24 protein-coding genes are annotated in these 22704 nt (G+C 63.8%); 12 read left to right on the forward strand and 12 right to left on the reverse strand.

Features of this window, described 5'->3' with window-relative positions; translation table 11 throughout:
• Positions 1 to 230: 230 nt before the first annotated feature.
• Both PI93_RS13365 and PI93_RS13370 read right to left on the reverse strand, forming a co-directional pair.
• Positions 231 to 560: a hypothetical protein gene (locus tag PI93_RS13365; protein WP_039374107.1), complete on the reverse strand. Its 330-nt coding sequence runs from the start codon at positions 558 to 560 to the stop codon at positions 231 to 233.
• Between the two features lie 87 nt (positions 561 to 647).
• Positions 648 to 902 carry a hypothetical protein gene (locus PI93_RS13370; protein WP_144400273.1) on the reverse strand — a complete coding sequence of 85 codons (255 nt, stop codon included), beginning with the start codon at positions 900 to 902 and terminating at the stop codon, positions 648 to 650.
• A gap of 489 nt (positions 903 to 1391) precedes the next feature.
• On the opposite strand from PI93_RS13370, the gene PI93_RS13375 reads away from it, so the two are divergent.
• Entirely contained in the window at positions 1392 to 1625 is a 234-nt protein-coding gene (locus PI93_RS13375) for a DUF3717 domain-containing protein (RefSeq protein ID WP_039374104.1), read from the forward strand.
• A gap of 1 nt (position 1626) precedes the next feature.
• Here the strand turns inward: PI93_RS13375 and PI93_RS13380 are convergent, their stop codons facing one another.
• The 5 genes from PI93_RS13380 to PI93_RS13400 form a co-directional block, all read right to left on the reverse strand.
• On the reverse strand, positions 1627 to 4263 hold the full coding sequence (locus tag PI93_RS13380; RefSeq protein WP_039374102.1) for a sensor domain-containing protein: 2637 nt from the start codon (positions 4261 to 4263) through the stop codon (positions 1627 to 1629).
• 204 nt (positions 4264 to 4467) lie between these two features.
• Positions 4468 to 4686 (reverse strand): RNA-binding S4 domain-containing protein, encoded by a 219-nt coding sequence (locus PI93_RS13385; protein WP_039374101.1) that lies wholly within the window; start codon positions 4684 to 4686, stop codon positions 4468 to 4470.
• A gap of 79 nt (positions 4687 to 4765) precedes the next feature.
• Positions 4766 to 5347 carry a TMEM175 family protein gene (locus PI93_RS13390; protein ID WP_039374100.1) on the reverse strand — a complete coding sequence of 194 codons (582 nt, stop codon included), beginning with the start codon at positions 5345 to 5347 and terminating at the stop codon, positions 4766 to 4768.
• 35 nt (positions 5348 to 5382) lie between these two features.
• The gene (locus PI93_RS13395; RefSeq protein ID WP_236105573.1) at positions 5383 to 6852 is read right to left on the reverse strand and encodes a GGDEF domain-containing protein; all 1470 of its coding nucleotides are present in this window, start codon (positions 6850 to 6852) and stop codon (positions 5383 to 5385) included.
• Positions 6849 to 7415, reverse strand: a complete 567-nt coding sequence (locus tag PI93_RS13400) for a flavin reductase family protein (RefSeq protein ID WP_039374099.1) — start codon at positions 7413 to 7415, stop codon at positions 6849 to 6851. The genes PI93_RS13395 and PI93_RS13400 overlap by 4 nt, the downstream gene beginning before the upstream one ends.
• 517 nt (positions 7416 to 7932) lie before the next feature.
• Here PI93_RS13400 and PI93_RS13405 point away from each other — a divergent pair.
• Positions 7933 to 8571: a glutathione S-transferase family protein gene (locus tag PI93_RS13405; protein ID WP_039374098.1), complete on the forward strand. Its 639-nt coding sequence runs from the start codon at positions 7933 to 7935 to the stop codon at positions 8569 to 8571.
• A gap of 38 nt (positions 8572 to 8609) precedes the next feature.
• Here the strand turns inward: PI93_RS13405 and PI93_RS13410 are convergent, their stop codons facing one another.
• Entirely contained in the window at positions 8610 to 9086 is a 477-nt protein-coding gene (locus PI93_RS13410; protein WP_039374097.1) for an OsmC family protein, read from the reverse strand.
• A 166-nt stretch (positions 9087 to 9252) separates the two neighbouring features.
• Entirely contained in the window at positions 9253 to 10122 is an 870-nt protein-coding gene (locus PI93_RS13415) for an IclR family transcriptional regulator (protein ID WP_039374096.1), read from the reverse strand.
• Between the two features lie 297 nt (positions 10123 to 10419).
• Between PI93_RS13415 and PI93_RS13420 the strand changes: the two genes are divergently transcribed.
• The 7 genes from PI93_RS13420 to PI93_RS13450 all read left to right on the forward strand — a co-directional run bounded on the left by PI93_RS13420 (position 10420) and on the right by PI93_RS13450 (position 17340).
• Positions 10420 to 11514 (forward strand): ABC transporter ATP-binding protein, encoded by a 1095-nt coding sequence (locus PI93_RS13420; protein ID WP_039374095.1) that lies wholly within the window; start codon positions 10420 to 10422, stop codon positions 11512 to 11514.
• Positions 11507 to 12412 (forward strand): ABC transporter permease, encoded by a 906-nt coding sequence (locus PI93_RS13425; protein WP_039374094.1) that lies wholly within the window; start codon positions 11507 to 11509, stop codon positions 12410 to 12412. Before PI93_RS13420 ends, PI93_RS13425 begins: the two co-directional genes overlap by 8 nt.
• A gap of 42 nt (positions 12413 to 12454) precedes the next feature.
• Complete coding sequence (locus PI93_RS13430) at positions 12455 to 13249, forward strand: ABC transporter permease (protein WP_039374093.1); 795 nt, start codon at positions 12455 to 12457, stop codon at positions 13247 to 13249.
• Positions 13250 to 13272: 23 nt separating this feature from the next.
• A complete protein-coding gene (locus PI93_RS13435; protein WP_039374092.1) occupies positions 13273 to 13668 on the forward strand; it encodes a (2Fe-2S)-binding protein in 396 nt (131 codons plus the stop codon).
• Positions 13661 to 15085, forward strand: coding sequence for an FAD/NAD(P)-dependent oxidoreductase (locus PI93_RS13440; RefSeq protein ID WP_039374091.1), 1425 nt, complete (start codon positions 13661 to 13663; stop codon positions 15083 to 15085). The genes PI93_RS13435 and PI93_RS13440 overlap by 8 nt, the downstream gene beginning before the upstream one ends.
• Positions 15078 to 16214, forward strand: a complete 1137-nt coding sequence (locus PI93_RS13445; RefSeq protein ID WP_039374090.1) for an NAD(P)/FAD-dependent oxidoreductase — start codon at positions 15078 to 15080, stop codon at positions 16212 to 16214. Before PI93_RS13440 ends, PI93_RS13445 begins: the two co-directional genes overlap by 8 nt.
• A gap of 79 nt (positions 16215 to 16293) precedes the next feature.
• The gene (locus tag PI93_RS13450) at positions 16294 to 17340 is read left to right on the forward strand and encodes an ABC transporter substrate-binding protein (RefSeq protein ID WP_039374089.1); all 1047 of its coding nucleotides are present in this window, start codon (positions 16294 to 16296) and stop codon (positions 17338 to 17340) included.
• A 137-nt stretch (positions 17341 to 17477) separates the two neighbouring features.
• Here PI93_RS13450 and PI93_RS13455 read toward each other — a convergent pair whose 3' ends face one another.
• A complete protein-coding gene (locus tag PI93_RS13455; RefSeq protein ID WP_039374088.1) occupies positions 17478 to 17873 on the reverse strand; it encodes a BLUF domain-containing protein in 396 nt (131 codons plus the stop codon).
• 134 nt (positions 17874 to 18007) lie between these two features.
• Here PI93_RS13455 and PI93_RS13460 point away from each other — a divergent pair, with 134 nt between their 5' ends.
• Together PI93_RS13460 and PI93_RS13465 are read left to right on the forward strand one after the other, a co-directional pair.
• The gene (locus PI93_RS13460) at positions 18008 to 18757 is read left to right on the forward strand and encodes a YoaK family protein (protein WP_039374087.1); all 750 of its coding nucleotides are present in this window, start codon (positions 18008 to 18010) and stop codon (positions 18755 to 18757) included.
• Between the two features lie 33 nt (positions 18758 to 18790).
• Positions 18791 to 20422 (forward strand): sensor domain-containing diguanylate cyclase, encoded by a 1632-nt coding sequence (locus tag PI93_RS13465; RefSeq protein WP_052240969.1) that lies wholly within the window; start codon positions 18791 to 18793, stop codon positions 20420 to 20422.
• Between the two features lie 42 nt (positions 20423 to 20464).
• Here PI93_RS13465 and PI93_RS13470 read toward each other — a convergent pair whose 3' ends face one another.
• Entirely contained in the window at positions 20465 to 21553 is a 1089-nt protein-coding gene (locus PI93_RS13470; RefSeq protein WP_039374086.1) for a helix-turn-helix transcriptional regulator, read from the reverse strand.
• Between the two features lie 238 nt (positions 21554 to 21791).
• Between PI93_RS13470 and PI93_RS13475 the strand changes: the two genes are divergently transcribed.
• On the forward strand, positions 21792 to 22151 hold the full coding sequence (locus PI93_RS13475) for a hypothetical protein (protein WP_039374085.1): 360 nt from the start codon (positions 21792 to 21794) through the stop codon (positions 22149 to 22151).
• A 21-nt stretch (positions 22152 to 22172) separates the two neighbouring features.
• Here PI93_RS13475 and PI93_RS13480 read toward each other — a convergent pair whose 3' ends face one another.
• Positions 22173 to 22418 (reverse strand): hypothetical protein, encoded by a 246-nt coding sequence (locus PI93_RS13480; protein WP_039374084.1) that lies wholly within the window; start codon positions 22416 to 22418, stop codon positions 22173 to 22175.
• Between the last annotated feature and the right edge of the window lie 286 nt (positions 22419 to 22704).

A 22704-nucleotide genomic window follows, 5' to 3' on the forward strand; every position in this document is an offset into this window, starting at 1 on the left:
CATGACATCTCCGCACAGAAGCGAGGCGAAACGTCAAGCGTAAAAAATTTATCCAAGGCTGATGCCGAAACGGGCAATCCTCTTGACAACGTGTGTTGGCGGGCGTTTCGACGGGGTGTCGCCGGGTTATCCAGTGGGTTATCCACAGAAGCTGTGGGTAACTCATCGAGTCAGGGGCTGCGGCGTAACGGTGCCGGTAGGTGTCAGCGCCGTGACCTGCCGATGAACCGTCACCGGAACAGCGGGCGCAGCATCAGCAGCGCGAAGAAGAGCGCAACACCTACCGGCAACAGACCGGTGAAGAACGCGGGCCAGGGCATACGGCCCCGACGGCGTGCGCCGAACGATGAAATCAGGCCGGCACAAAGACACAGTACGCCAACGCCCCACGTAGGATGCGGACTCTTGAGCACCCACGCCGCAGCCGCCAACAATCCGACCCAGGCGAGCGGCATGGCGCCGGGCGGCGGCGGTGCGACCTTGACCGGTGCGGCTTTGGCGTGACGTGATTTGTCGGACGAAGTGGGCGAGTCGGGGGTGTTGGGCGTATTGGCTGGCATTGAGATTCCGGTAAATCGGGGCGTGCGCAGCACCGGATCGGGTGGGCACGCGAAAGACGCAGCATAACAAACGTCGACTGCGACCGCTCAGGACGTCAGGCCATGCCAGATGCTCGCCCCGGGCGACGGTGAGGTCGCGTAACTGTCGCGAGCCGGGGCGTCCACGTACCAAACGTTCGTCGAGTCGGTGTCGCGCGTGGGTGCGAAGGCCGGGGGCGTGGCACAGCGGTCGTCGAGGTCGACGTATTGCTTGTGGACGATGCGATTTCGCGTCGAGAGGGGAGGTGTCGCGGGCATCGCGAAGCTGCGAGGCGCTTCGACCGTCGTCGGGGAGGCTTTCACGGCAACACACGATTGATGGAACGGATCGGTGGGGGTTGCGACGCCCGGGGGCATCGATTGCGCGTGAACGCGAGCGACCCCGGACGCCATGAGCAGGCAGCAAGCGATGAGAGTACACCGCAACGAGGCGATGGCATGTGGCGCAGGCAGACCCTGGGGCGTGGCGTGTCTCGGGTGTCTCGGCGGCATGGCGGGCTCCGTCGGGGCGGTCGTGGGGACGTCGGCAGCTTGAGTATGGAAAGCTGCGGTATGACGTTTCCCAGACCCTTAAGCCAATATCGTGCCGGAATCCCTAAGTGGATGATTTTTTTGGGATAGTGAGCGGGAAGCGAAGGGGGCGCGCGGTTTGCCCATCATGAAGTGTTGCAGTTCCGAAACGTGCGCCTGAGAATCGAGCCATGCGCGCAGCACAATGAGACGCGAATTTCAGAGTGCTTCGATACTGTATATAATCACAGTATTTCCCTCCACGGCGAGACAGAACCTCTCATGAAAGCCAATTATTCCATCGCCGAAATCGAGCAGGCGATCAACTACTGGACGGGCCGTCAGGCTGCCGACAGCCACTGGTCGCTCTGTCAGTCGGCGCGCGTGCTGGCCAACGTTTATGGCGAGATGATTTATCGCCGCGAGACGAGTATCGCGGCCGACACACTCGATGCGGAACAGAGTCAGGCCATCGAGACGGCGCTGTACCAGATGGAGCTGGGCCTCGCGCCGTGATTCAGGAGGGAACGGGGTTCGGCGAGCGTTGGTGTGCCGAGCGCTGTTCGAGCCAGTGTTCGAGATCGCCTGCCGACAGCGCGGGCGAGAACAGATACCCTTGCGCTACGCGATAGCCCTGAGCGACGAGCAGATCGCGCTGGGCTTCGTCTTCCACCCCTTCCGCCACTACCGTCAAATGCAGATTGCGGCCGATGCTGATGATCGCGTTGGTCAACGCGCGCACCGTTTCGTCGCGAGTGATGTCGTGTACGAAACTGCGGTCGAGTTTGAGTTCCGAGACGGGCAGCCGGCGCAGATAACCCAGACTCGAGTAGCCGGTGCCGAAGTCGTCCAGCGACAGGCGCACACCCATGTTGTGGACTTCATCGATGATGCGCAGCGTGCTCGGGTTGTGATCCATCAGCACGCTTTCCGTGATCTCGATGGCCAGACAACTCGGCGGCAATTCATGATCGGCGAGGGTTTCGGCAATCAGGCGCGGCAGATCGTGATCGTGGAAATTGGTCGGTGAAAGGTTGACCGACACGTTCGGGATGCCGATACCGCGCCGCCGCCAGTCTGCCAGTTGACGGCACGATTCGCGCAGCGTCCACATTCCCAGTTCGCCGATCAGGCCGCATTCTTCCGCCAGCGCGATAAAACGCGACGGTGGTACCTCGCCGTGTTGCGGGTGTGTCCAGCGGGTGAGCGCCTCGGCGCCATACACGGAGTCGTCGAGCAGGTTGATCTGCGGTTGATAGAAAAGCTGAAGCGTTTCGCACCGCAGGGCATCGCGCATGGCGGTCTCCAGTTCGAGACGCTCCTGCGCGTGGATATTCATGTCTTCGTTATAGAAGCGCGCACTGCCCGGGCTGGTCATCTTCGCCTGATACATCGCCATGTCGGCCCGTTGCAGCAGCAGGTCGAACGCGTTGCCGTGGTTCGGGTACAGGCTGATGCCGAAGCTCCCCGAGGGGACCAGCGTCACACCATCGACCTGACATGGTGCGGTCAGTGCGCTGCGCATGCGTTCGACGGCGATGTCGAGGCGTTCGGGATCGCACTCGGTGAGCACGGCCACGAACTCGTCGCCCGACAGGCGCGCCACGATATCCGCACCGCGCAGTGCGCGTCGCAGGCGCTGGGCGATCGTGCGCAGCAGCACGTCGCCGGCCTGATGCCCGAGCGAGTCGTTGACCTGTTTGAAACGGTCCAGATCGATGAAGATGACGGCCATGCGCGTGTTCAACTCATGCGCGCTGGCAATCGCCTGCGCGGCGAGCACGCCGAGCATGCTTCGGTTGGGCAGGCCGGTAAGGCTATCGGAGAAGGCCAGTTGGCGGATGCGCGTGCGCGATTCGTCGCGCTCGAAGGCCAGCTTGCAAAGATGCACGCACACGTCGACGAGCCGCTCGTGCAGGGCGTCCGGGCCGCGCGGCGTTCGGTAATAGAACGCCAGCACGCCGAGCACCCGGCCGTCGTTCGCAATGATCGGCATGGCCCACGAAGCGGCCAGCCCGAATTCGGCTGCCATGGTGCGGAAATCGGCCCAACGCGGGTCGTTCGCGATGTCGGTGACGATGACCGGCCGCGCCTGGAAGGCCGCTGTGCCGCAAGTGCCGACATTCGGGCCGATCGCCACGCCGTCGATGATCTGGTGATATTTCGCAGGCAGGCTCGGCCCCGCCTGCGGCCGCAGCCGGCCCTCGGCATCGACCCGCACGACCGAGGCCATGACTTCGGGGGCAATCTGTTCCAGTTCCCGACAGACGAGCGTGAGCACTTCTACGAGAGGGGCGTCGCGCACCATCGCGGCGAGCGCCTTGTGTTGCAGCACCTCCTGAATCTTCGACTGCGTGATGTCGGTAAACAGCACCACGGCGTTGAGCAACTTGCCGTTCGCGTCGAGAATCGGGTTCGTCACGACCGAGACCCACAGCGGCTGATGTTGTGCGGTGTGCACGAGCACTTCGCAGTGCGAGCTTCGGCCATCGCGGGCCATCACGAGGCAGCCTGCGAGCGCTTGCTTGACGTCCACGGCCGGTGCGCCATCGGCAAGTTCGCCAACAGAGGGCTCACCAAACGGGACGTGAACGGACTGGCCAATCACTTCGTTTGCCGCGTAGCCGAGCATGCGTGTGAAGCCGGCGTTGATGTAGCAAACGTGGCCGTTCGCATCGGTGATGAGCACGGCATTATCGGTCTCGTCGACCCCGAGCGAGAGCAGGTGCAGGCGGGCGCTGTCGGCCGCCTGACGCTCTACGCGGGCAGTGACGTCGACCGCGAGCTTGATGACGAAATCGAGCTTGCCGGCCTCGTCGAATACCGGGTTGTAGGTGGCTTCGAGCCAGACGGCGCTGCCGTCGTGGCGACGACGGCGAATCTGTCCGGTGTGCGAGCGTTGTGTGCTGAGGACTTGGGCGAGGGCGTCACCGCAGGTGGGATCGTCCGGTTCGCACAGCATGGCGTGCGGCTTGCCGATCAGGTCGGCGCGCGTGTACCCGAAGACCCCGAGCAGTTTGTCGTTGACGTCGACGATGGTGCCGTCGGGCGTGAGCGTGAGCGTGCCCAGCGAGCGGTCGAGCGCTGCCAGCAGCGCCTCGCGCCCGGGGGCCAGGGCGGTGTCGGCGAGGGGCGGTGAACCGGGCACGACCATCGAAAGGGCCTCCTCGGACGTCCTTCGGTCATTGTCGGGGGTGACTTGAGCTGACACGCCAAAAACGCTTTCAAGTATAGCGACCTGCGGCGGCAGGCTCACATGGGAGAAACCGGGAGAGCGTCAGACGATGGCGCCATGCCGGGCAGACAACACGAGCTTGGGTGAGGTGTGCGGGCCGGTGTTGGGCCGGGCCCGCCGGCTTCAGGCTGCCTTGACGCGAATTCGCACGCCATCGACCGATACGGTCTGACCGGCGCGGATCTTGCAGGTTTTGCGGGTTTCGATCTGGCCGTCGACGCTGACCGCGCCGTTGGCCACCATGACTTTGCCCGCGCCGCCCGAATCCACAACGCCGGTGAGCTTGAGCAAGTCGTTCAGGGCGACGAATTCGCCCGTGAGTTCAAAAGTTACGTTTTGCATGATGGAGCGGATACTACGTAAAAACCCGATGCCCGTCGACTGTCGCGGCGCATCGCGCGAAAGAAGGCATCCCGTCGTCTCACGACTGGATCACCTGTTCGATCCGCCGATCGGGAATCAGCCACATGGCGGCAACCAGCGCGTACAGGGCGAGCGAGACGGCCGGCACCACGAAGGCCAGCCCGATGGCCAGCGCATAGGCCACCACCGACAGCTTGCCCTTGACGTCGCGCCCCAATGCGGCGGCGAGTTTCGCATTGCCGTCTTCTCCGTGCACGGCAAGCAGGGTGCGCGTGAGTAGGTAATACGCCACGGCCGCCATGAACAACACAATGCCGTAGAGCGCTGTCGGCCACGCGGTGAAATGATTGTCTCCCAGCCAGTGCGTGACGAACGGAATCAGCGACAGCCAGAAGAGCAGGTGCAGGTTGGCCCAGAGCACACCGCCCGAGACCCGCTGCACGACGTGAAAAAGATGGTGATGGTTGTTCCAGTACAGGCCGACGTAGACGTAGCTCAGGATATAGGTGAGGAACGTCGGCGCCACCGGCAGAAGGTCGGCCAGTTCGCTGCCGTGCGGTGCTTTCATCTCGAGCACCATGATCGTGATGATGATGGCGATCACACCATCGCTGAAGGCTTCCAGTCGGCTTTTGCCCATCGTGCTCGTCGCTCGTTGTCAGTCGTGGTTCGGGGTCACAGTACCGCCACGCGGTTGCGGCCGGCTTGCTTGGCCGAATACAGCGCGCGATCGGCGCGTTGCAGCAAGGTGCTGAATTCGACGTCGTCGGGCGCGAGGCTGCCGACACCGATGCTGGCGGAAAAACGCACCGGACCATTGGGACCTGGCACGCTGGCATTGCCGATGGCGGCGAGCAGACGTTCGGACGCCTGCAGCGCGCGCTGCGCATCGGCCTCGGGCAACAGGACAGCGAATTCCTCGCCACCGAGACGGCCGATCACGGTGCCCTTGCGTAACGTTGCCCGCAAGACCAGCGTCAACTCGACGATGACCCGGTCACCCATCGCATGCCCCCACGTATCGTTGACCCGCTTGAAGTGATCGATGTCGAGCATCAGTACCGACAGACGCCGCTGTTGCGTGCGGGCGGCGGCAAACAAACGGTCGGCCTGCATGAGGAAGGCGCGGCGGTTGAGTGCGCCGGTCAGACCATCGCGCATGGCCATATCGCCGAGCGCCTGATTGACACGACGCAGTTCGAGTGCGTCCACCACAAGCGCGGACAGATCGGCGAGCAGGGCGCGCTTCTCGTCGTCGAGCGTGCGCGGCCGGCGGTCGATCACACACAGCGTGCCCAGACGATGGCCCTCCGGTGTGCGCAGCGGTGCGCCGGCATAGAAGCGGATGTTCGGCTCTCCCGTGACGAGCGGGTTGTCGGCGAAGCGTCGGTCGGCGCGGGCATCGGGCACAACGAAGACGTCGTTGCCGAGAATGGCGTGTGCGCAGAAGGCCATCGAGCGCGGCGTCTGCGAAGTATCGATACCTTTGTGCGCTTTGAACCACTGGCGCGTTTCGTCAATCAGCGAGACGAGCGAGATCGGTGTGCCGAGCACGTAAGAGGCCAGCCGCACGATGCGATCGAACGCCGGTTCGGGGGGAGTATCGAGGATCTCATAGCGGCGTAATGCTGCGAGACGCTCCGCCTCGTTCAGACTGGCGGTCCCAGCCTGCGTCAGCCGAGGAGTGGGCGCGGGCACAGGCGTAATCGGTTCGTGTAGGTTGGTTCGGGATGCGGTCATGTCGTGGCGGGCGGGCAAGGCCCGGCGATGGGACGACAGCAGCGCCGCGGAGGCGGGCTCGGCCCACGCGTTCGGCGACTGCACGAAAGGCGATGCTGACTTCGCAGACGGCTCAGGCGATACGGGCGATTGGGTGTGCGACATCGGCGAGCCTCGATCGTTGTCGTCGACCAGGCCGAGGGGGTCGAAAACGCCCTTCACGCGAATAGTGCCGTCAATTCTGCCGCGCCTGTCGTCGCTTGGCAAATGCGGCGGCGTCACGCCGTCTGTAGCATTCGCCCCCTTCGCCCCCTTCGCCCCCTTCGCTCCGTTTGTGCGCCACAGCGCACGCGCGGCTTGCGCGATGTCGTGAGCGCTGTCGCGCATGGGGTCGACGTTGCCGGACGCGGGCAGAGCAGGGGTCATGATTTGACTTCGAATGCTTCGCCGGTTTCGAAGAAGTTGCCACCGGCAATGTAATGAAGACTGCGCGACACGCCGGGCTCGAATTGCCAGTGCCCGTCGCGGAACGCGCGTGGATCGGCCCAGGCCGCGACGACCTCGCCGAGAAACAGATCGTAGCGATCCTGATTGTGCGGTTCGGGAATCACACGGCATTCCAGCCACGCGAGGCATCCGTCGATGAGGGGCGCCGCGATGTGCGAACCGGCGAACGCCTGCACACCGGTGCCATCGGCGAACTTGTCGGTATCGCGTCCGGAGATTGAGCCGACGGCCAACGTTTCACGAGCGATGGCGCGTGCGGGCACGTTCAGCGAAAACTCGCCGGAGGCTTCGACCAGCTCACGCGTGAGCGTATTGCGGTCGATCACGACGGCGACTTTCGGCGGTGAGAAATCCAGCGGCATCGACCACGCGGCGGCCATGACATTGCGGCGCGACTCGTGGGCGCTTCCCACCAGCACGGTCGGTCCGTGATTGAGCAGACGGTAGGCTTTCGGCAGTTCGACAGGCAGGCGTTCGGTCATGGCGGGCACTCGGCAGGCGTGGTGTGATGTCAGGCGGCCAATGATAGCGTGGCCGGGAAAAACCGAGGGTGCCCATGACGAAGGCCGACATCCGAAAAAGGCGGCCCGCAGGGTGAGCTGCGGGCCGAACAAACGGCACGGTGCGGGGAGCGCGTGCCGGATCAGATGTGCCTGCAGTATTTCATGCGTTCGTCCTAGTCCGGTCCCCATGCTGTGGGGGAGTGCGACTCCTATGCTGAGGCGCTGAGGTGACAAGCGCTGCATCGTGCCGACGTTTTTCGCGCGGGGAACGCCCGCGAGTCTGTCGCGACCCCATGACACGATCGAAGCATGCTCGCCATGACGGTCGGCAGGAAAAGCGGGATGGGGGCATTTTCAGTTCCCGGCGTGGCTGTCGGGCGATGCCGTTCCCCCGCAGTGCCATCAGCGGGCGCCGATGAAGTACCATTTTCGGTGACGCGACGGTGATGCCATGCCGTCCGCCCGCTTATCACAGACGATGGACTGGAGACACGACATGACGACCGATCGGCGCATTACGTTCTTTCACGCTCCCAACACTCGTTCCTCCGGCGTGCTCGTGCTGCTCGACGAGTTGCAGGCCGAGCACGACCTTCACCTGCTGCGCTTCGCGACGGGCGAACAACGCGGGTCGGAGTATCTCGATCTCAATCCGATGGGAAAGGTGCCCGCCATTCGCCACGGCGATGCCATGATCACCGAACAGGCGGCCGTTTACATGTATCTGGCCGAGCTGTATCCGGAGAAAGGGCTGGCGCCCATGCCGGGTGATCCGCGTCGCGGGCCGTATCTGCGCTGGATGGTGTTTTACGGTTCATGCGTCGAGCCGGCCGTCGTCGACAAGTCGCTCGGTCGCGAAGGGGCCGAGCGTTCGCGCTCCCCGTATGGCGACTACGATTCGGTGATGTGGACGCTGGAGCGGCACCTGTCGCGTGACGCGGGGCCGTGGTGGCTGGGCGAGTCATTTACGGCGGCAGACGCCCTGTGGGGCAACGCCATGCATTTCCTCACGCACTTCAAGCTTGTGCCTGAGACACCGTCCGTGAAGGCCTACGTGGAGCGCTTTCGCGCCCGTGAGTCGTTTGCACGCGCGCAAGCACGCGATGCGGCGTTGGCGAAGCAGCTTGCCGCGTAATCGGGTCGGTTCGGCCTGACGGGGGGGGCGGCCTGGGCTTAGTCCGGCAGAACGTCGATGCGTGGTTCGCAGTCGATGGGGAAGTTGACCGAGTTGGCGACGTAGCATTTGGCGTGCGCTTCGCGGTGCAGTTCAGCCGCCAACTCGGCATTGCCGCCTGCACGGATCGTGACGTGCGGGCGCAGCAGAATGCGTGTGAAGCGGCCTTCCTGTGCCGTGTCGATCATGGTGCCGATGGCGTCGTCGGTGTACCGTTCGACGACAACCCCGGCTTCGGCACAGAGGTGCAGATACCAGAGCTTGTGGCAGGCACTGGCCGCCGCCACCAGCAGATCTTCGGGATTCCAGCGCGCCGGATCGCCGCGAAAGGCAGGATCGGACGAGCCGGGGATGGTCGGTTTGCCGTCGGCGCGAATCTCGTGATTGCGTCCGTAGTCGCGATAACCCGACGTGCCGCTGCCTTGGTTGCCAGTCCACTCGACGCCGATTCGATACTGGTGTTCGCCTGATGCCATGTCATCTCTCCGCAAAGGGGCGGTAGCCAGGGAAGTTGGGGAATTACCGGGCCCGCCCGTGATTCTCTCAATTGCGGACATTCCCGGCTGGCCATTTTCGGCCATCAATCGGTCCGATTCGGTCCCGCCTCTCCCGATCGATCCGGTGCGCCAGAGCGAGACGGCGTCAGGCCAGCGGCTCGGTCGTCAGTGCGCGCGTGAGGCCGTGCATCGGGCGACGCATCGCCACGTCGAACGGATTGGTTTGCGGCCCGATCAACTCGGCCTGACGGCGCAGCAACTCCACGACCATCGGCAGTCGATCCTGCGACAGCCGGGCGGCCAGCGTGCCCACGCTCAGCGCGGCGACCGCGTGCCCGGTGCGGTCGAAGACCGGCACCGCGACCCCTGCCATACCGTCGAGCACACCGCTATTGCTGCCGGCATAGCCCAACTGACGCACGCGTTCGATCTCGGTGCGCAGATAGACCTCATCGAGCACACCGTAACCGCGCAGTCGCGGCACGTTGAAGCGAATGATCTCCTCGCGCTCGGCTTCCGGCAGGAAGGCGAGAATCGCCAGACTTCCCTGACCGACGCCCAGCGCCACACGTCCTCCGATGTCGCCGGTAAACGAACGGATCGGGAAGGGGCCCTCGCACATGTCGAGACAGACCGCATCGAAGCTGCTGCGCACCAGCAGAAAGATGGTGTCGCCAAGGCTGGCGCAAAGACGTAGCAAGGATGGGCGGCACAGGGTGCGCATGCCGCTCGGGTTGCCGGCTTGCGCGGCCATGGCGAAGAAGTCGATGCTCAGCCGGTAGAGCTTGGACGTCTCGTCCTGCTCCACCACCTGCTCGGCGATAAGCGCGTGCAGAATCCGATGCACCGTCGCCTGGCTGAGACCAACCGCTTTGGCGATGTGGGTGACGCGCTCGCCTTCGGGCTTGGCGTCGCCCAGTGCACGAATGACGGCAAAGGTGCGTTGCAGAATGCCCGCGCCAGCGGATTCCAGCGTCGACGACTTCGGCGCGCGGGGGGAATCGGAGGTGTTCATCAGGGTCTCGAATATTCCGTCAAACGAAATACTATCGTAAGCGGATGTCTCTTGAAAACTAGCGCGCTGCGTCGAAACTCGCAAAAACCACCAATATTCGCCATAAGTTAGGGATTATCCCGAGTCGGTGATGCGAAATGAAACTGCTCGCCCATCCAACAAATATTCCGTCAAACGAAATAATCATAAAATTTATCTCATTTCACGGAATCGTTATCTTGCGGCAAGCAATTTGGCTCGCTACTGTTCGGTGCAATTGCATTTCTTGCGGCGTGCATGCGCCCGAAGGTAGTGACCATGTCTTTCCTGACTTTGACGGATGTTTCCAAGACGTTTGGCGAGTTGAACGCCGTCTCGAACGTCAATCTCTCGGTGGAAAAGGGCGAGTTCGTCTCGCTGCTCGGCCCTTCGGGCTGCGGCAAGACCACCACGTTGCAGATGATCGCGGGCTTTGTCGAAGCCACGACCGGGCGCATAACGCTCGACGGGCGCGACATCACGCATATGCGCCCGAACAAGCGCGGCCTGGGCATCGTGTTCCAGAGCTACGCGCTGTTTCCGCACATGACGGTGGCGGAGAACGTCGGTTTCGGTCTTGAGATGCGTGGGGTCGACAAGGCGCAGCGTCAGGAGCGAATTCGCGAAGCGCTGGCCCTGGTGCGTCTGGACACCCTTGGCCATCGCTACCCGCGCGAACTCTCCGGTGGTCAGCGTCAACGCGTGGCCATCGCCCGTGCGGTCGTGATCGCACCGCCCGTGCTGCTGCTCGACGAACCCATGTCCAACCTCGACGCGAAGCTGCGCGAAGACATGCAGTTCGAGTTGCGCTCGATCCAGCGCAAGATCGGCACGACCACGATCATGGTCACGCACGATCAATCCGAAGCGTTGTCGATCAGCGATCGTGTGGTCGTCATGGAAGCCGGACGCATCACGCAGGTCGACACGCCGTACCGTGCCTACGAGCGCCCGGAAACGCCGTTCGTCTCGCAGTTCATTGGCAAGGCCAACATGCTGGCCGGCCGTGTCACCGCGCGTGACGACCAACATCTGCACATTGAACTGGGTGCACAACTGATGCAGCGCGCCGCGCTGGCGGAGCTCTCGCCCAGAGATCGCGGCATGGCCGTGGGCGACGCCATCACCCTGTGCCTGCGTCCGGAAAAGGTGCGTCTGTGCGCGCCGTCGGCCGGCCGTCTGTCGGCCACAGTGACGAGCCGCTTCTTCCTCGGCAGTCAGTGGCTGTACCGCGTCGACAGCCCGTTGGGCGAAGTGCTCGTGTGCTGCCAGAACGAAGGCGGCGAGCCGCTGAACGAAGGGGTGCCGGTCGGGCTGGACTGGCAAGCGGAAGCGGTTCGCTTCGTCTCGGCAGGAGCCAGCGCAAATGGCTGAGACGCTGCAAGTTCCGCGTACCGAAGCGGCGCCCGTCACGCGTGCCCCCTGGCATGCGTATTTGCCGATGTGGGTCATGAGTGCGCCGGCCATGCTGCTGTTCGTGGCGCTCGTGCTCATCCCGCTGCTCATGACGCTGGCGCTCACGTTCTATCAGTTCGATCCGGCGAGCGGCCCGATTGCGGCGTTCCAGTTCGAGAACTATAAGGAAGTCCTGTTCGACGCGTACTTCCACACGATCTTCCTGCGCACGTTCGGCATTTCGCTCACCGTCACCGCGGTGTGCGCGGTGGTGGGGACGTTCGAAGCCTACGTGCTGTCGCGCATGGGCGACCCGTGGCGCTCGCTTTTCCTGCTGGTGATTCTCTCGCCGCTGCTCGTGTCCATCGTGGTGCGCGCCTTTGGCTGGAGCATGTTGCTCAGCTCCGGGGGCCTGATCAATCAGGCGTTCGGCCTGCTCGGGATGGGCCCATACAAGATGGAGTACACCAACTTCGCGATCATCGTCGCGCTGGTGCATGTGATGCTGCCGTTCATGGTCATTCCGGTGTGGACGTCGCTGCAACGTCTCGATCCGCAGACGGAAAACGCCGCGTTGTCGCTGATGGCATCGCCCGCGACCACGCTGCGCCGTATCGTGCTGCCGCAACTGGTGCCGGGCATTCTGTCGGGCAGCCTGATGGTGTTCGGTCTGTCGGCCAGTGCGTTTGCGATTCCGAGTCTGTTGGGCGGACGCCGTCTCAAGGTCGCCGCCACCGCCGTGTACGACCAGTTCCTGAGTTCGCTGAACTGGCCGCTGGGCGCCACCATCGCCGTGCTGCTGCTTGCAGCGAACCTGATCGTGATGCTGACGTACTACCGCCTGCTCGAGCGCCGCTATTCGCGCAGCATGGGTTAAGGCCAGGGCACGTCTCCCGCAGAACAGAACCTATTCGCCATCATGCGTAAAAACAGTCCTCTGGCGCTTGCGTTCCATACGCTCGTCATCCTTTTCGTCCTCGCGCCGATGATCATCGTCGTGCTGGTCGCGTTCACGCCGGAACAAACGCTATCGCTGCCCACACGCGGCCTGTCGCTGCGTTGGTTCCGGGCGATTCTCGACTACCCCGATTTCATCGCGTCATTTTTCACCAGCCTGAAGCTGGCGTTCCTGTCGGCCACGATCTCGTTGGTGATCGCGTTGCCGGCGGCGCTCGCCATCGGTCGTTCGCGCTTTCCGGGCCGTAATTTTCTCAATGGTCTGCTGCTTTCGCCGCTGGTGATTCCGGGGCTCGTGCTCGGCATTGCACTGCTGCGCTTCTTCGCGATGCTCGGCGTGAGCGGCTCGTTCGCGGCGCTCACGTTCGCGCACATGATTATCGTGACGCCGTTCATCATGCGACTCGTGCTGGCGTCGATCAGCGGTCTCGATCGCAGCGTCGAACATGCCGCGGCGTCGCTGGGCGCTGGCTCGTGGACGACCTTCCGGCGCGTGACCATGCCCATGATCCTGCCGGGCATTACCGGCGGCTGGCTGCTCGCGTTCATCAACAGCTTCGACGAACTGACGATGTCGGTCTTCCTCACGGCGCCGCAAACCGTCACGCTGCCCGTGCGTATGTACATGTACGCGACCGAATCGATCGATCCGATGATGGCGTCCGTCTCGGCGCTGGTCATCGCGGTGACGCTCGGCGCGATGCTCTTGCTCGACCGTGTCTACGGCCTGAACCGCATCCTGATCGGCCAGCACTGAACGCACGCGCAAAGAAGATTCTCATGTCCCGCTCTTCCCATTCATCGCAAGACTTGCGCGCGCCGGGTCATCCGCAACTGGCGCGCGTGGCCGAAACGTCGCGCCCGACGGTAACGTTCTATCTGGACGGCGAGCCGGCGCAGGCGCTGGCGGGCGATACGTTGCTCACCGCGATCCTCACGCATCAGCGTCACGTGCGCATCAGCGAATTCAGCGGCACGCCGCGCGCGGGCTTCTGCCTGATCGGCGCGTGTCAGGACTGTTGGGTGCGATGCGAGTCCGGACCATCCGGGCCATCTGCGGGGGGCGATGCACAGCTATCGCGCCTGCGCGCGTGCTCGACGCAGGTTCAGGACGGCATGCGCATCCTCACGCGTGCGGCTGAGACCCACGAGGTGCACGGGGGCTCGCATGACTGAGCGTTCCGACATCGTCATCGTTGGCGCCGGCCCTGCGGGCATTCGCGCTGCGCAGACGCTTGTGGCGGCCGGACTGCGTCCCGTCGTGCTCGACGAGAACATTCGCTGGGGCGGGCAGATCTACCGTCAGCCGCCGGCGGGCGCCGGGTTCACGCGAACCAAACAGGCGTTGTACGGCTTCGAAGCCGCCAAGGCCGATGCCATTCACAGCACCATGGCGGCGTTGCTGCCGCAGGTCGACTATCGACCGGAGACCCTGGTGTGGGCTTGCGATCCAAAGCAACTCCATACGATGCACGGTGGCCGCGAAACGCCGGTGTCGTTCACGCATCTGATCATTGCGAGTGGCGCGACCGATCGCGTATTGCCGCTGCCGGGCTGGACGCTGCCGGGTGTATACACGCTGGGCGGTGCGCAAGTGGCGCTCAAGGCGCAGGGCTGTGCCATCGGCGAGCGTGTCGTGTTCGCGGGCACCGGGCCGCTGCTCTATCTCGTGGCGTATCAGTACGTGAAAGCCGGCGCGAACGTGGTCGCGGTGCTCGACACGAGTGCGTTCGCGAATCAGGTCAAGGCAACGCCGCGACTGCTGAATCAGCCGGCCACGCTTGCCAAGGGCCTCTATTACGTTGGATGGCTGCGGGCACGCGGGGTACGCATCGAACATGGCGTCACGCTGGCAGGCGTTGACGGTACGGCAGGCGTGCGGGCGATTCGCTGGCAGCGCGACGGCCGCGAGCACACGCTCGAATGCACTGCCGTGGGACTGGGCTTTGGCTTGCGCCCCGAGACGCAACTGGCTGATCTGGCGGGCTGCCGTTTTGTCTTCGATGATCTCAATCGTTGCTGGCTGCCTGAGCGCGACGCTGCCGGGCGCAGTTCGCAGCCCGGCATCTATCTGGCGGGAGACGGCGCGGGCATTGCCGGTGCCGATGCCGCCGAACTCGCGGGCCGACGCGCAGCATTGGCCTTGCTCGAAGATCTCGGCATCGCGGCACCGGCCATGGCCGGCGCACCCGATGCCATCGCCATCGAACGTCAGCTCGCCAGTATCCGCCGCTTTCGCGAGGGGATCGAGCAGGCGTTTGCGTTGCCGGAAGACCCATCGGTGCAATGGCCTGACGACATGCTCGTGTGCCGTTGTGAGGAGGTCGATGCCCGCACGTTGCGCGATTGCGTGCGCTATGACGGCGTGACCGAAATTAACCGGCTCAAGGCGCTGACCCGCGTGGGCATGGGGCGCTGTCAGGGGCGTATGTGCGGCGAAGCGGCGTGCCATCTGCTGGCGGAGGCGAGCGGGCAAACGCTTGCTCAGGTGGGACGCCTGCGTGCGCAGGCCCCGATCAAACCGATTCCGATTGCGCCGATGCTGTTCGACGAAAACGTTGCGGCCATCCCCGAGGAGGCACGCGATGAGTAAGACCTTGCATTACGACGCTGTCGTCGCCGGTGGCGGTCTGGTGGGTGCGTCGGCCGCGCGTGCGCTGGCCGAGCGCGGCCTGCGCGTGGCGCTGTTCGAGCGACGCTATTGCGGTGCGCAGGCCAGCGGTGTGAATTATGGCGGCGTGCGCTGCCAGGGCCGCCCGGAAGAACAACTGCCGCTCGCCATGCGTGCGCGCAAGCTCTGGGATCGCCTGCCGGCGTTGATCGGCATCGACGGCGAGTTCGTGCGCTCGGGCCATCTGCGTCTTGCGCGTCGCGAGAGCGATCTGGCGCCGCTCGATGCCTGGTCGGCGATGGCGAGCCGTTATGGACTGGACACAACGGTGCTACGCGGCGCCGAATTCCGCCAGCGCTTTCCGTGGCTGGGTGACGGTGCGGTTGGCGGCTCGCTGTGCATGAGCGACGGCCATGCGAATCCGCGTCTGGTCTCGCCAGCGTTTGCGCGTGCGGCCCGTGCGCTGGGCGCCGACGTTCGCGAGCGCACCCCGATCACCTCGGTGGTTCACGACGGCGTGCGCTTCCAGCTCACCGCGCAACCCGAGCAGGGCGACGCATTGCATGTCAGCGCCGACTGGCTGCTCAATACCTCCGGTGCCTGGGCGAACCACATCGCGGGCACGTTCGGCGAGCGTGTGCCGATGCATGCCATCTACCCGAACATGTGGGTCACGGAGCCGTTGCCGAAGTTCATCGGCCACAACCTCGGCGTGTATGGCGGTGGCGTGTACGCGCGTCAGGTCGAGCGCGGCAACTGTGTGATCGGCGGCGGACGCGGCACCGGCGACGGCGAATACGCACAGCCATCGGCCGACACCACGCGTGCTGTGATGCGCGAGGCGTGCGCCTTGCTGCCGGCGCTGCGCAATGCGTTGCTGATCCGCACATGGAGCGGCGTGGAGGGCGAGACCCCCGATAACAACCCGATCATCGGCATGAGTCGCACGACACCGCGTCTGGTGCACGCCTTCGGCTTCTCGGGCGGCGGCTTCTTGCTGGCGCCGGGCGTTGGCGAGGTGCTCGCGGATCTGGTCGCCGACGGCGAGACAGCGACACCGATCGATGCGTTTGCCGTCGACCGGTTTGCGCCGGTGACGGCCGAGGCATGACAGGCAAACGATTCCCGCACGTTCGAAGTTCGTCCCAACACAACATTCCTGACATCCTGAAAACGCAAGGAGAACCACGATGAAGCTCACCCGAAAGGTCGTCATGTGCGCTGCGGCGCTGGCATTGGGCGCGAGCAGCGCGGCCTGGTCGCAGTCCAAAACGCTCTACATCGGCATGAACGGCGGCCCGATGGAAAAGGCTTATACAAGCCAGGTGTTCCCGGAATTCGAGAAGGCCAATAACGTGAAGGTCGTGGTCGTGCCGGGCACGTCGTCCGATGTGCTGGCCAAGTTGCTCGCCAACCGCAACAGCCCGCAGATGCATGTCGTGTTCCTGGACGATGGCGTGATGGCGCGCGCCATCAGCATGGGCGTGTGCCAGAAGCTCGACGACTCGCCTGTGCTCAAGGAGCTGATGCCGTCGGCTCGCGTGAAGGACGACATGGGCGCCGGGGTGCAACTGGGCATGACCGGTATCGGCTACAACACCAAGCTGTTCAAGGAGAAGGGCTGGGCTGCGCCGACGTCATGGACCGACTTTGCCGATCCGAAGTACAAGGGCAAGGTGGTGTTCCAGTCGGCCTCGAGCAGCACCTTCGGTTTGCACGGCTTCCTCGCACTGAACCGCATCTGGGGCGGCAGCGAGACGAACGTCGAGCCGGGCTTTACCAAGTGGGCCACGACCGTGGGGCCGAACGTTGTCGAGTACATTCCGAACTCGGCCAAGCTCTCGGAAATGATCCAGACGGGCGAAGCGGCCATCTTCCCGCTGACCCCGACGGCCGTGAGCGATCTGCAGGACAAGGGCATTCAGGCCGGCTATGTGGCGCCGAAGGAAGGCGCGGTGCAGTTGCTCGTGGACCTGTGCGTCGTGAAGAACAGCCCGGACAACGCCATGGCGCAGAAGCTCGCGCAATATCTGCTGTCGGCCAAGGGCCAGACGCTGGCGGCCGCCGCCGGTGCTTACATCCCGACCAACCCGCAGGCCACCGTACCGCCGGCGATGCAAAAGCGCCTGGGCAAGATCGACGAACTGGCCAAGAACCTCAAGACGGTGGATTGGGACGCCATCAATCAGCGTCGCGCGCAGTGGGATCAGCGCTGGAACCGTCAGATCGAGCAGTAATCCGGACGCGGCGGTCGCACGTGTGCGCGTGAAATCGTTCGTGCGCCGTGTGAATGAACAACGCCGGGCCCCTCAGGGTGGCCCGGCGTTGTCGTTTGTATCGCTGTGTTCGCACAAGGCGCGTCGCTCAAGTGCCGTTACATCGCATCGGACGTGGCGGCGAGTGCGGCGAAGGCGCCCACGAGTTCGGCATGATCGGCGGGGCTCGTGAAGGCATGAAGCGATTGGGCCGGCTCTTCCAGCATCAGGTAGCCCAGACTCCACGTGGAGAACGCCCCGAGGGTGTCCGGCGGGCCGTCGAGCAACACCTGAATGCCGGTGTGGTTACGCGACGCCTCGATGCGCTGACGGGCGTCGGCGAGCGCCACGCTGGGGCCTTCGATGTATTGGTAGAACCTGGCGCCATCGAATAGCAACACGCCGGTAATGTCCTCGGCGGCGTTGAATCCGCGCGAGTTGACGATAATCTTCGAGAGTTCTCGCAAATCGAGATCGGGCACTGCGCGACTTAGGTAGGCATAGCACTCGATCATCCGATTCGTCTCCGCTTAGTCATCCGATTCGTCTCCTTTTAGGTAGGTCGTGTCCCGGTGCGCGACGTTGGCGTCGATGTCGCGTCAACGCGCATTAGAATACCCCATGTGCCAAGCCCGTGAGCTCAAGTGCCATGCCGATCAACTACCTACGTGGATTCACCCAGCCGGTGCGCACGGACGCGGCCAACCGGCGCCTGGGCTGCTCGCTCGCGTTTGTGGCGGGTGCGGCGAATGCGGGCGGTTTCCTTGCCGTCGGGCAGTACACGTCTCACATGTCGGGTATCGTCGCGGCGCTCTCCGACAATCTCGCGCTCGGACAAGTCCTTCTCGTGCTCGCCGGCCTCAGCGCTTTACTGGCGTTCCTGCTGGGCGCGGCGACCTCGTCCGTGCTGATCCTTTGGGGGCGACGTCACCATACCCATAGCGAATATGCCGCGCCGCTCATGCTCGAAGCGTTGCTGCTGTTGACGTTTGGCGCCATGGGCGCCAACCTCGAAGACCAGCGCGTGCTGTATGTGCCGGCGACCGTGGGCTTGCTGTGTTACGTCATGGGGTTGCAGAATGCCATCATCACCAAGATTTCCCGGGCCGAGATTCGAACGACACACGTGACGGGGCTGGTGACCGACATCGGCATCGAGCTGGGCAAGATGGGCTACTGGAACCGGCCCGGTATCACGGGCGAACTGCCGCACGTGGCGGGAGACCGGCAGAAGCTGCGATTGCTCTGTGCGCTGCTGGGAATGTTTTTTCTGGGCGGGCTGACCGGTGCGCTCGGTTTCAAGCACTTGGGTTTCTCGGCGACGATTCCGCTCGCCGTGGTGCTCATCATGTTGGCCATTGTGCCGTTGCTCGACGATATCGCACGACATCCTCACTGATCTTGGCGCTGGCATCTCATCGGGCCATCGAATATGACCACACGCTCGGGTGTACCCCGTCTGCGGACGAGGGCTGGAAAGCGGTTACGCGCCTTATTCGACAAGTTCGACGACTATCCGTCGTTGGTCGGCGTTGTGGGGACGGTCATCGCGTTGGCGATTCTGATCGGGGTGGTGATGCTGTTGTACGCCGATCGGCGGGCACGAGACGTGTACGCACTGGAGCGTGCCCAGAGCGTGGCATCCGTCGTGGCGACGAGTCTCGGCGGCAACATTGCCCTCTACGAGGCGCTGCTCAAAGAGATGGTGCGCGAGGCGGAGAATTCGAATACGCCGCTTTTTCCCGAGCGGGTGCGTGACCGCGTGCGCTTCGGGCAGGCACTGAGCCGCGATTTTCTCGACGATGCCTACATCGTGGACAAGACGGGGCAAATTGCCGCGCCGCTCGAGAGCACCGATGGCAAGCCAGTGAATGTTGCCGATCGCGACTATTTCCGCTCGCACGAGGCGAACCCATCGCTAGGCCTCTATGTCTCTCAACCCTACTCGTCGCGACTACACAAGGGGGTACTGTCGGTTGCGCTCACCCGGCGCATTGCCGGCCCCGATCATTCGTTTGCCGGTGTGGCAGTCATCGCGTTGCGGCTCGACCGGCTGAACGCGCAGATGCACGATGTCGACTTCGATGACCTCAAGAGCATCAGCGTCGTGGAAGAGAAGGGGACGGTACTCGCGTGCAAGCCATGCGCGCAAGGTCAGCCGGGGACGTTGGTCAAATTGCCGGGCGACGCGACACGCTATCGGAATCTGACGACGGCGTTGTCGTTTCCGGCAGGGGCTCGTGCCGTGGACTACCGATCGGTGCGCGTGCCGGGTGTCTCGATGTTCGTGGTGGTGACGCCTTCGACACAGGCGCTCATCAGTGGATGGCGCCGTCACGCGGTGCTGCTTGGCCTGATTGCGGCCACGTGCGCAGCCACGCTTATCGCAGGCTCATGGCTGCTCGTAGCGGCGATCCGCACACGTGCCAGTACGGCGGCGCAACTCGTGAGCCTGTCCGTGACCGATGGCCTCACGGGGCTGAGCAACCGACGTGCACTCGACGCCAAGCTCGCGAGCGAATGGCGTCGGGCAAAACGCTCGGGCAACCCGCTCTCGGTGCTGTTCGTGGACATCGATCACTTCAAGCACTTCAACGACAAATACGGCCATTTGACCGGCGACGATGTTTTGCGTGCTGTCGCGAAGAATATCGGGGGGCATACCCGCCGCGACACCGATATGGTTGCGCGATATGGCGGCGAGGAGTTTGCGGTGGTTCTGCCCGATACGGACGCTGTGACTGCGGCTGCCATGGCCGAGCAAGTCCGCCGTGACGTCGAGCGACTGCATATCGCGCACATAGGCAGCACGACCGGCATGGTGACGGTCAGCGTCGGCGTGGCCACGGGCGTCGCGGGGGAATGCGATAGCGCAGAGGCCGTTCTGAAGGCTGCCGACGAGCAGCTTTTCGTCGCCAAGCAAAGTGGCCGAAATCGCATCAGCATCATCGTGCTGCGCAAGCCGGAAACGTCCGGCGATGGCTTGGGGAAGTCGGGGCCGGCGGGTAGCGCAGGTGGAGCGGGTGGAGCGGGTGGAGCGGGCGGCACGGACAACGCAAAGTGACCAAGGCAACGGCGTGCCGGCGCTAGGGCGCCCCCTGCGCGGCTACGGTGTCAGCATGGCGGCAAGTCGTAGCAGTTCGCCTTGGCGATGGCAGCCGGTCTTGCGCAGTATCGCGGACAGTTGGGTGCGCAGTGTGCTGGTGCCGAGACCCAGGACTTCACTACATTCGCCAATGGTCAGTCCCGCCACGAGATGATGAAAGAGGCGGGCTTCGGCTTGCGTCAGGGAAAAGTGCTGGCGCAGGGCGGTTTCGGTCGGAACATTGAAGATGCTGCGCCGTTCGATTCGCACGCCGATTGCGGCGCGCAGACCGTGATTCATTGGGCTGCTTAGCGGGCGCAGCGTCATCCGGTACGCATGTCCCCAGGAGTCGGGCAGCACCAGCGATACGGGTTCGCGGCTGACGCCGACCTGCCTGAGGGAATGCACCAGGCGAGTTTGCCATTCGGGCTGACGATGCATCAGGCGGCGCTGCTTGAGCAGGAGCTGGCTGTCGTTGCCGCCCAGCAGCACATCGAGCCCTGGCGCAAACTCCAGCACCCAGCCATCGGGCGACGCGATGAGAAAGCCTTCGCGCGCCGGATCGAGCATCTGGCTGAGTGCACCGAGGCTGGCGCGCGCGGCCGCGCGTCGGGCGAAGAACGCGGCGGCGAGCTGGCGTTCGTACTCGGCGATTTTGGACGCATGAGCGAACGACGGTTCAACGATATGCATGCGCTGAATGCTCAGGGCGGTGAGGGCATCGTCGTCGTTGCAGATCACGACACCTACCAACTGCTGGAGTTGGTAGGGGCGCATGAATTCGTTCCAGAACACGCGGTCGTTCGGCGACTCGTGCTTCAGGGCGACGGACGAGTCGTACCAGGTGCCGGCAGGGGCGTCCCAGAAGCGGCGGGTTGAGTCGTCGTACTGGTAATAGCGCTGCGCGTACTCCTCGATCAATCGAGCTTCGTGCCCGGCCTGTTCGACGAAACGAACCGAGCGGCTCTGTTTGTCATGGCAAAGGAATGTCGCGGCGTCTGCGCCGAGAAATTCGCGCGCTGTCTGCACGACATCGAGCCAGTCCGCATCTCCCGCGCCGACTGCCCGGACCGCCTCCGATGCCCGCCGAAAACTGACGTCGTTCGACATGGAACTCCCCCGCTATCGCTTTATTTCTGCTGAGCCTGATGCCCGATTTTCGCGAAGTGTAGCAGAACGGGCTGTCGGATTTGAGAGGGGCGTCAACTGTGATTTGTGCAGGCGACAAGCTGTCGCGGCGCTGCGACAATGCAGCCATGTCGGGAAAGCCGCAGGCGACCGGGAATCATCGATGCAAACGTATCCCGGCGCAGATTCAATACACTCAACACGTCATACGGGGAGCACCATGCGCTATCGCCAATTCATTGCAGCTTGCCTGTGCCTGACAGGGGCACTGATGTTCGGCCAGGCGAACGCCCAGTCGTATCTGGGCGCGGGAGATCTGGGCAGCATCCGGCAGTCGAATCAGACACCGGCGCTCAGCCCGGCCGTGTCGGCGGTGAGTGGGCGTGCCGAGAGTGTGACCGATGCCCAGAGCGCCAGCGCGAGCATCAATCGCACGGCAAGCGAGCGCAACGGCCCGGCTACCGGGCCGAGCCAACAGGAGATGGCAGCAACGGCCCGTGCGCTCGATACGCGCGATCTTCAGCATCCGCGCCAGACTCGCACGTTTGACAGCCTTTCCCGGCCGTCGCGGCCGGAGTAATCCGCATTGCCGGGATGAGGCTTACTCCGCCATGGCGGGAATGGCACCTTCCTGGAACAGAATGCGCGGTGCGTCCATCGTGCCGTCTTCTGCATCGACCAGCACTTCGTAAGCGGCGATACCGGCGAACCCGGACGCCATCGATTGCGCAATGCGCACGGCGCCGAATTCGGTGCTCGCCTGACGCAACTCGCCGGGCTGCAATACGCCGTCTTTGTTCTTGCGGTAGGGCACGACGATGTATTTGGTGGATTTGGCGTCGCTCATGGTGTCACTCACGATGAAGTTGTGATGATGGGGAATGTAGCATGAGTACTGTATAAAAATACAGGCCTTTTTGTGCCATCCGACATGTCGTGAAACGGCGTCGATACCGCGTCGTGCCGCGGGCGTCGCGCCTGCCGAAAGGGGATGGGGGATGCAACAGCGCTGCAAAGGGTCTGCTCAGCCGACGCTGTGAGGCCTTTTTTGTGTGCGCGAGGTAATTTTTCTCGGTCGGTTGAGGAGGGGATAGCGCTCCGTCTGGCGGGGCTGTCGAGCCCAAACAACGTCA

This window comes from Pandoraea fibrosis, assembly GCF_000807775.2.
Classification (GTDB): domain Bacteria; phylum Pseudomonadota; class Gammaproteobacteria; order Burkholderiales; family Burkholderiaceae; genus Pandoraea; species Pandoraea fibrosis.

What these genes read in the sequence shown, in the direction of transcription:
- PI93_RS13415 (WP_039374096.1), bottom strand. Translation starts at nt 10,122, where the DNA reads ATGAACACCTCCGATTCCCCCCGCGCGCCGAAGTCGTCGACGCTGGAA.
- PI93_RS13470 (WP_039374086.1), bottom strand. Translation starts at nt 21,553, where the DNA reads ATGTCGAACGACGTCAGTTTTCGGCGGGCATCGGAGGCGGTCCGGGCA.
- PI93_RS13400 (WP_039374099.1), bottom strand. Translation starts at nt 7,415, where the DNA reads ATGACCGAACGCCTGCCTGTCGAACTGCCGAAAGCCTACCGTCTGCTC.
- PI93_RS13390 (WP_039374100.1), bottom strand. Translation starts at nt 5,347, where the DNA reads ATGGGCAAAAGCCGACTGGAAGCCTTCAGCGATGGTGTGATCGCCATC.
- PI93_RS13395 (WP_236105573.1), bottom strand. Translation starts at nt 6,852, where the DNA reads ATGACCCCTGCTCTGCCCGCGTCCGGCAACGTCGACCCCATGCGCGAC.
- PI93_RS13375 (WP_039374104.1), top strand. Translation starts at nt 1,392, where the DNA reads ATGAAAGCCAATTATTCCATCGCCGAAATCGAGCAGGCGATCAACTAC.
- PI93_RS13425 (WP_039374094.1), top strand. Translation starts at nt 11,507, where the DNA reads ATGGCTGAGACGCTGCAAGTTCCGCGTACCGAAGCGGCGCCCGTCACG.
- PI93_RS13405 (WP_039374098.1), top strand. Translation starts at nt 7,933, where the DNA reads ATGACGACCGATCGGCGCATTACGTTCTTTCACGCTCCCAACACTCGT.
- PI93_RS13460 (WP_039374087.1), top strand. Translation starts at nt 18,008, where the DNA reads ATGCCGATCAACTACCTACGTGGATTCACCCAGCCGGTGCGCACGGAC.
- PI93_RS13465 (WP_052240969.1), top strand. Translation starts at nt 18,791, where the DNA reads ATGACCACACGCTCGGGTGTACCCCGTCTGCGGACGAGGGCTGGAAAG.
- PI93_RS13440 (WP_039374091.1), top strand. Translation starts at nt 13,661, where the DNA reads ATGACTGAGCGTTCCGACATCGTCATCGTTGGCGCCGGCCCTGCGGGC.
- PI93_RS13435 (WP_039374092.1), top strand. Translation starts at nt 13,273, where the DNA reads ATGTCCCGCTCTTCCCATTCATCGCAAGACTTGCGCGCGCCGGGTCAT.
- PI93_RS13365 (WP_039374107.1), bottom strand. Translation starts at nt 560, where the DNA reads ATGCCAGCCAATACGCCCAACACCCCCGACTCGCCCACTTCGTCCGAC.
- PI93_RS13445 (WP_039374090.1), top strand. Translation starts at nt 15,078, where the DNA reads ATGAGTAAGACCTTGCATTACGACGCTGTCGTCGCCGGTGGCGGTCTG.
- PI93_RS13385 (WP_039374101.1), bottom strand. Translation starts at nt 4,686, where the DNA reads ATGCAAAACGTAACTTTTGAACTCACGGGCGAATTCGTCGCCCTGAAC.
- PI93_RS13475 (WP_039374085.1), top strand. Translation starts at nt 21,792, where the DNA reads ATGCGCTATCGCCAATTCATTGCAGCTTGCCTGTGCCTGACAGGGGCA.
- PI93_RS13420 (WP_039374095.1), top strand. Translation starts at nt 10,420, where the DNA reads ATGTCTTTCCTGACTTTGACGGATGTTTCCAAGACGTTTGGCGAGTTG.
- PI93_RS13455 (WP_039374088.1), bottom strand. Translation starts at nt 17,873, where the DNA reads ATGATCGAGTGCTATGCCTACCTAAGTCGCGCAGTGCCCGATCTCGAT.
- PI93_RS13480 (WP_039374084.1), bottom strand. Translation starts at nt 22,418, where the DNA reads ATGAGCGACGCCAAATCCACCAAATACATCGTCGTGCCCTACCGCAAG.
- PI93_RS13450 (WP_039374089.1), top strand. Translation starts at nt 16,294, where the DNA reads ATGAAGCTCACCCGAAAGGTCGTCATGTGCGCTGCGGCGCTGGCATTG.
- PI93_RS13430 (WP_039374093.1), top strand. Translation starts at nt 12,455, where the DNA reads ATGCGTAAAAACAGTCCTCTGGCGCTTGCGTTCCATACGCTCGTCATC.
- PI93_RS13380 (WP_039374102.1), bottom strand. Translation starts at nt 4,263, where the DNA reads ATGGTCGTGCCCGGTTCACCGCCCCTCGCCGACACCGCCCTGGCCCCC.
- PI93_RS13410 (WP_039374097.1), bottom strand. Translation starts at nt 9,086, where the DNA reads ATGGCATCAGGCGAACACCAGTATCGAATCGGCGTCGAGTGGACTGGC.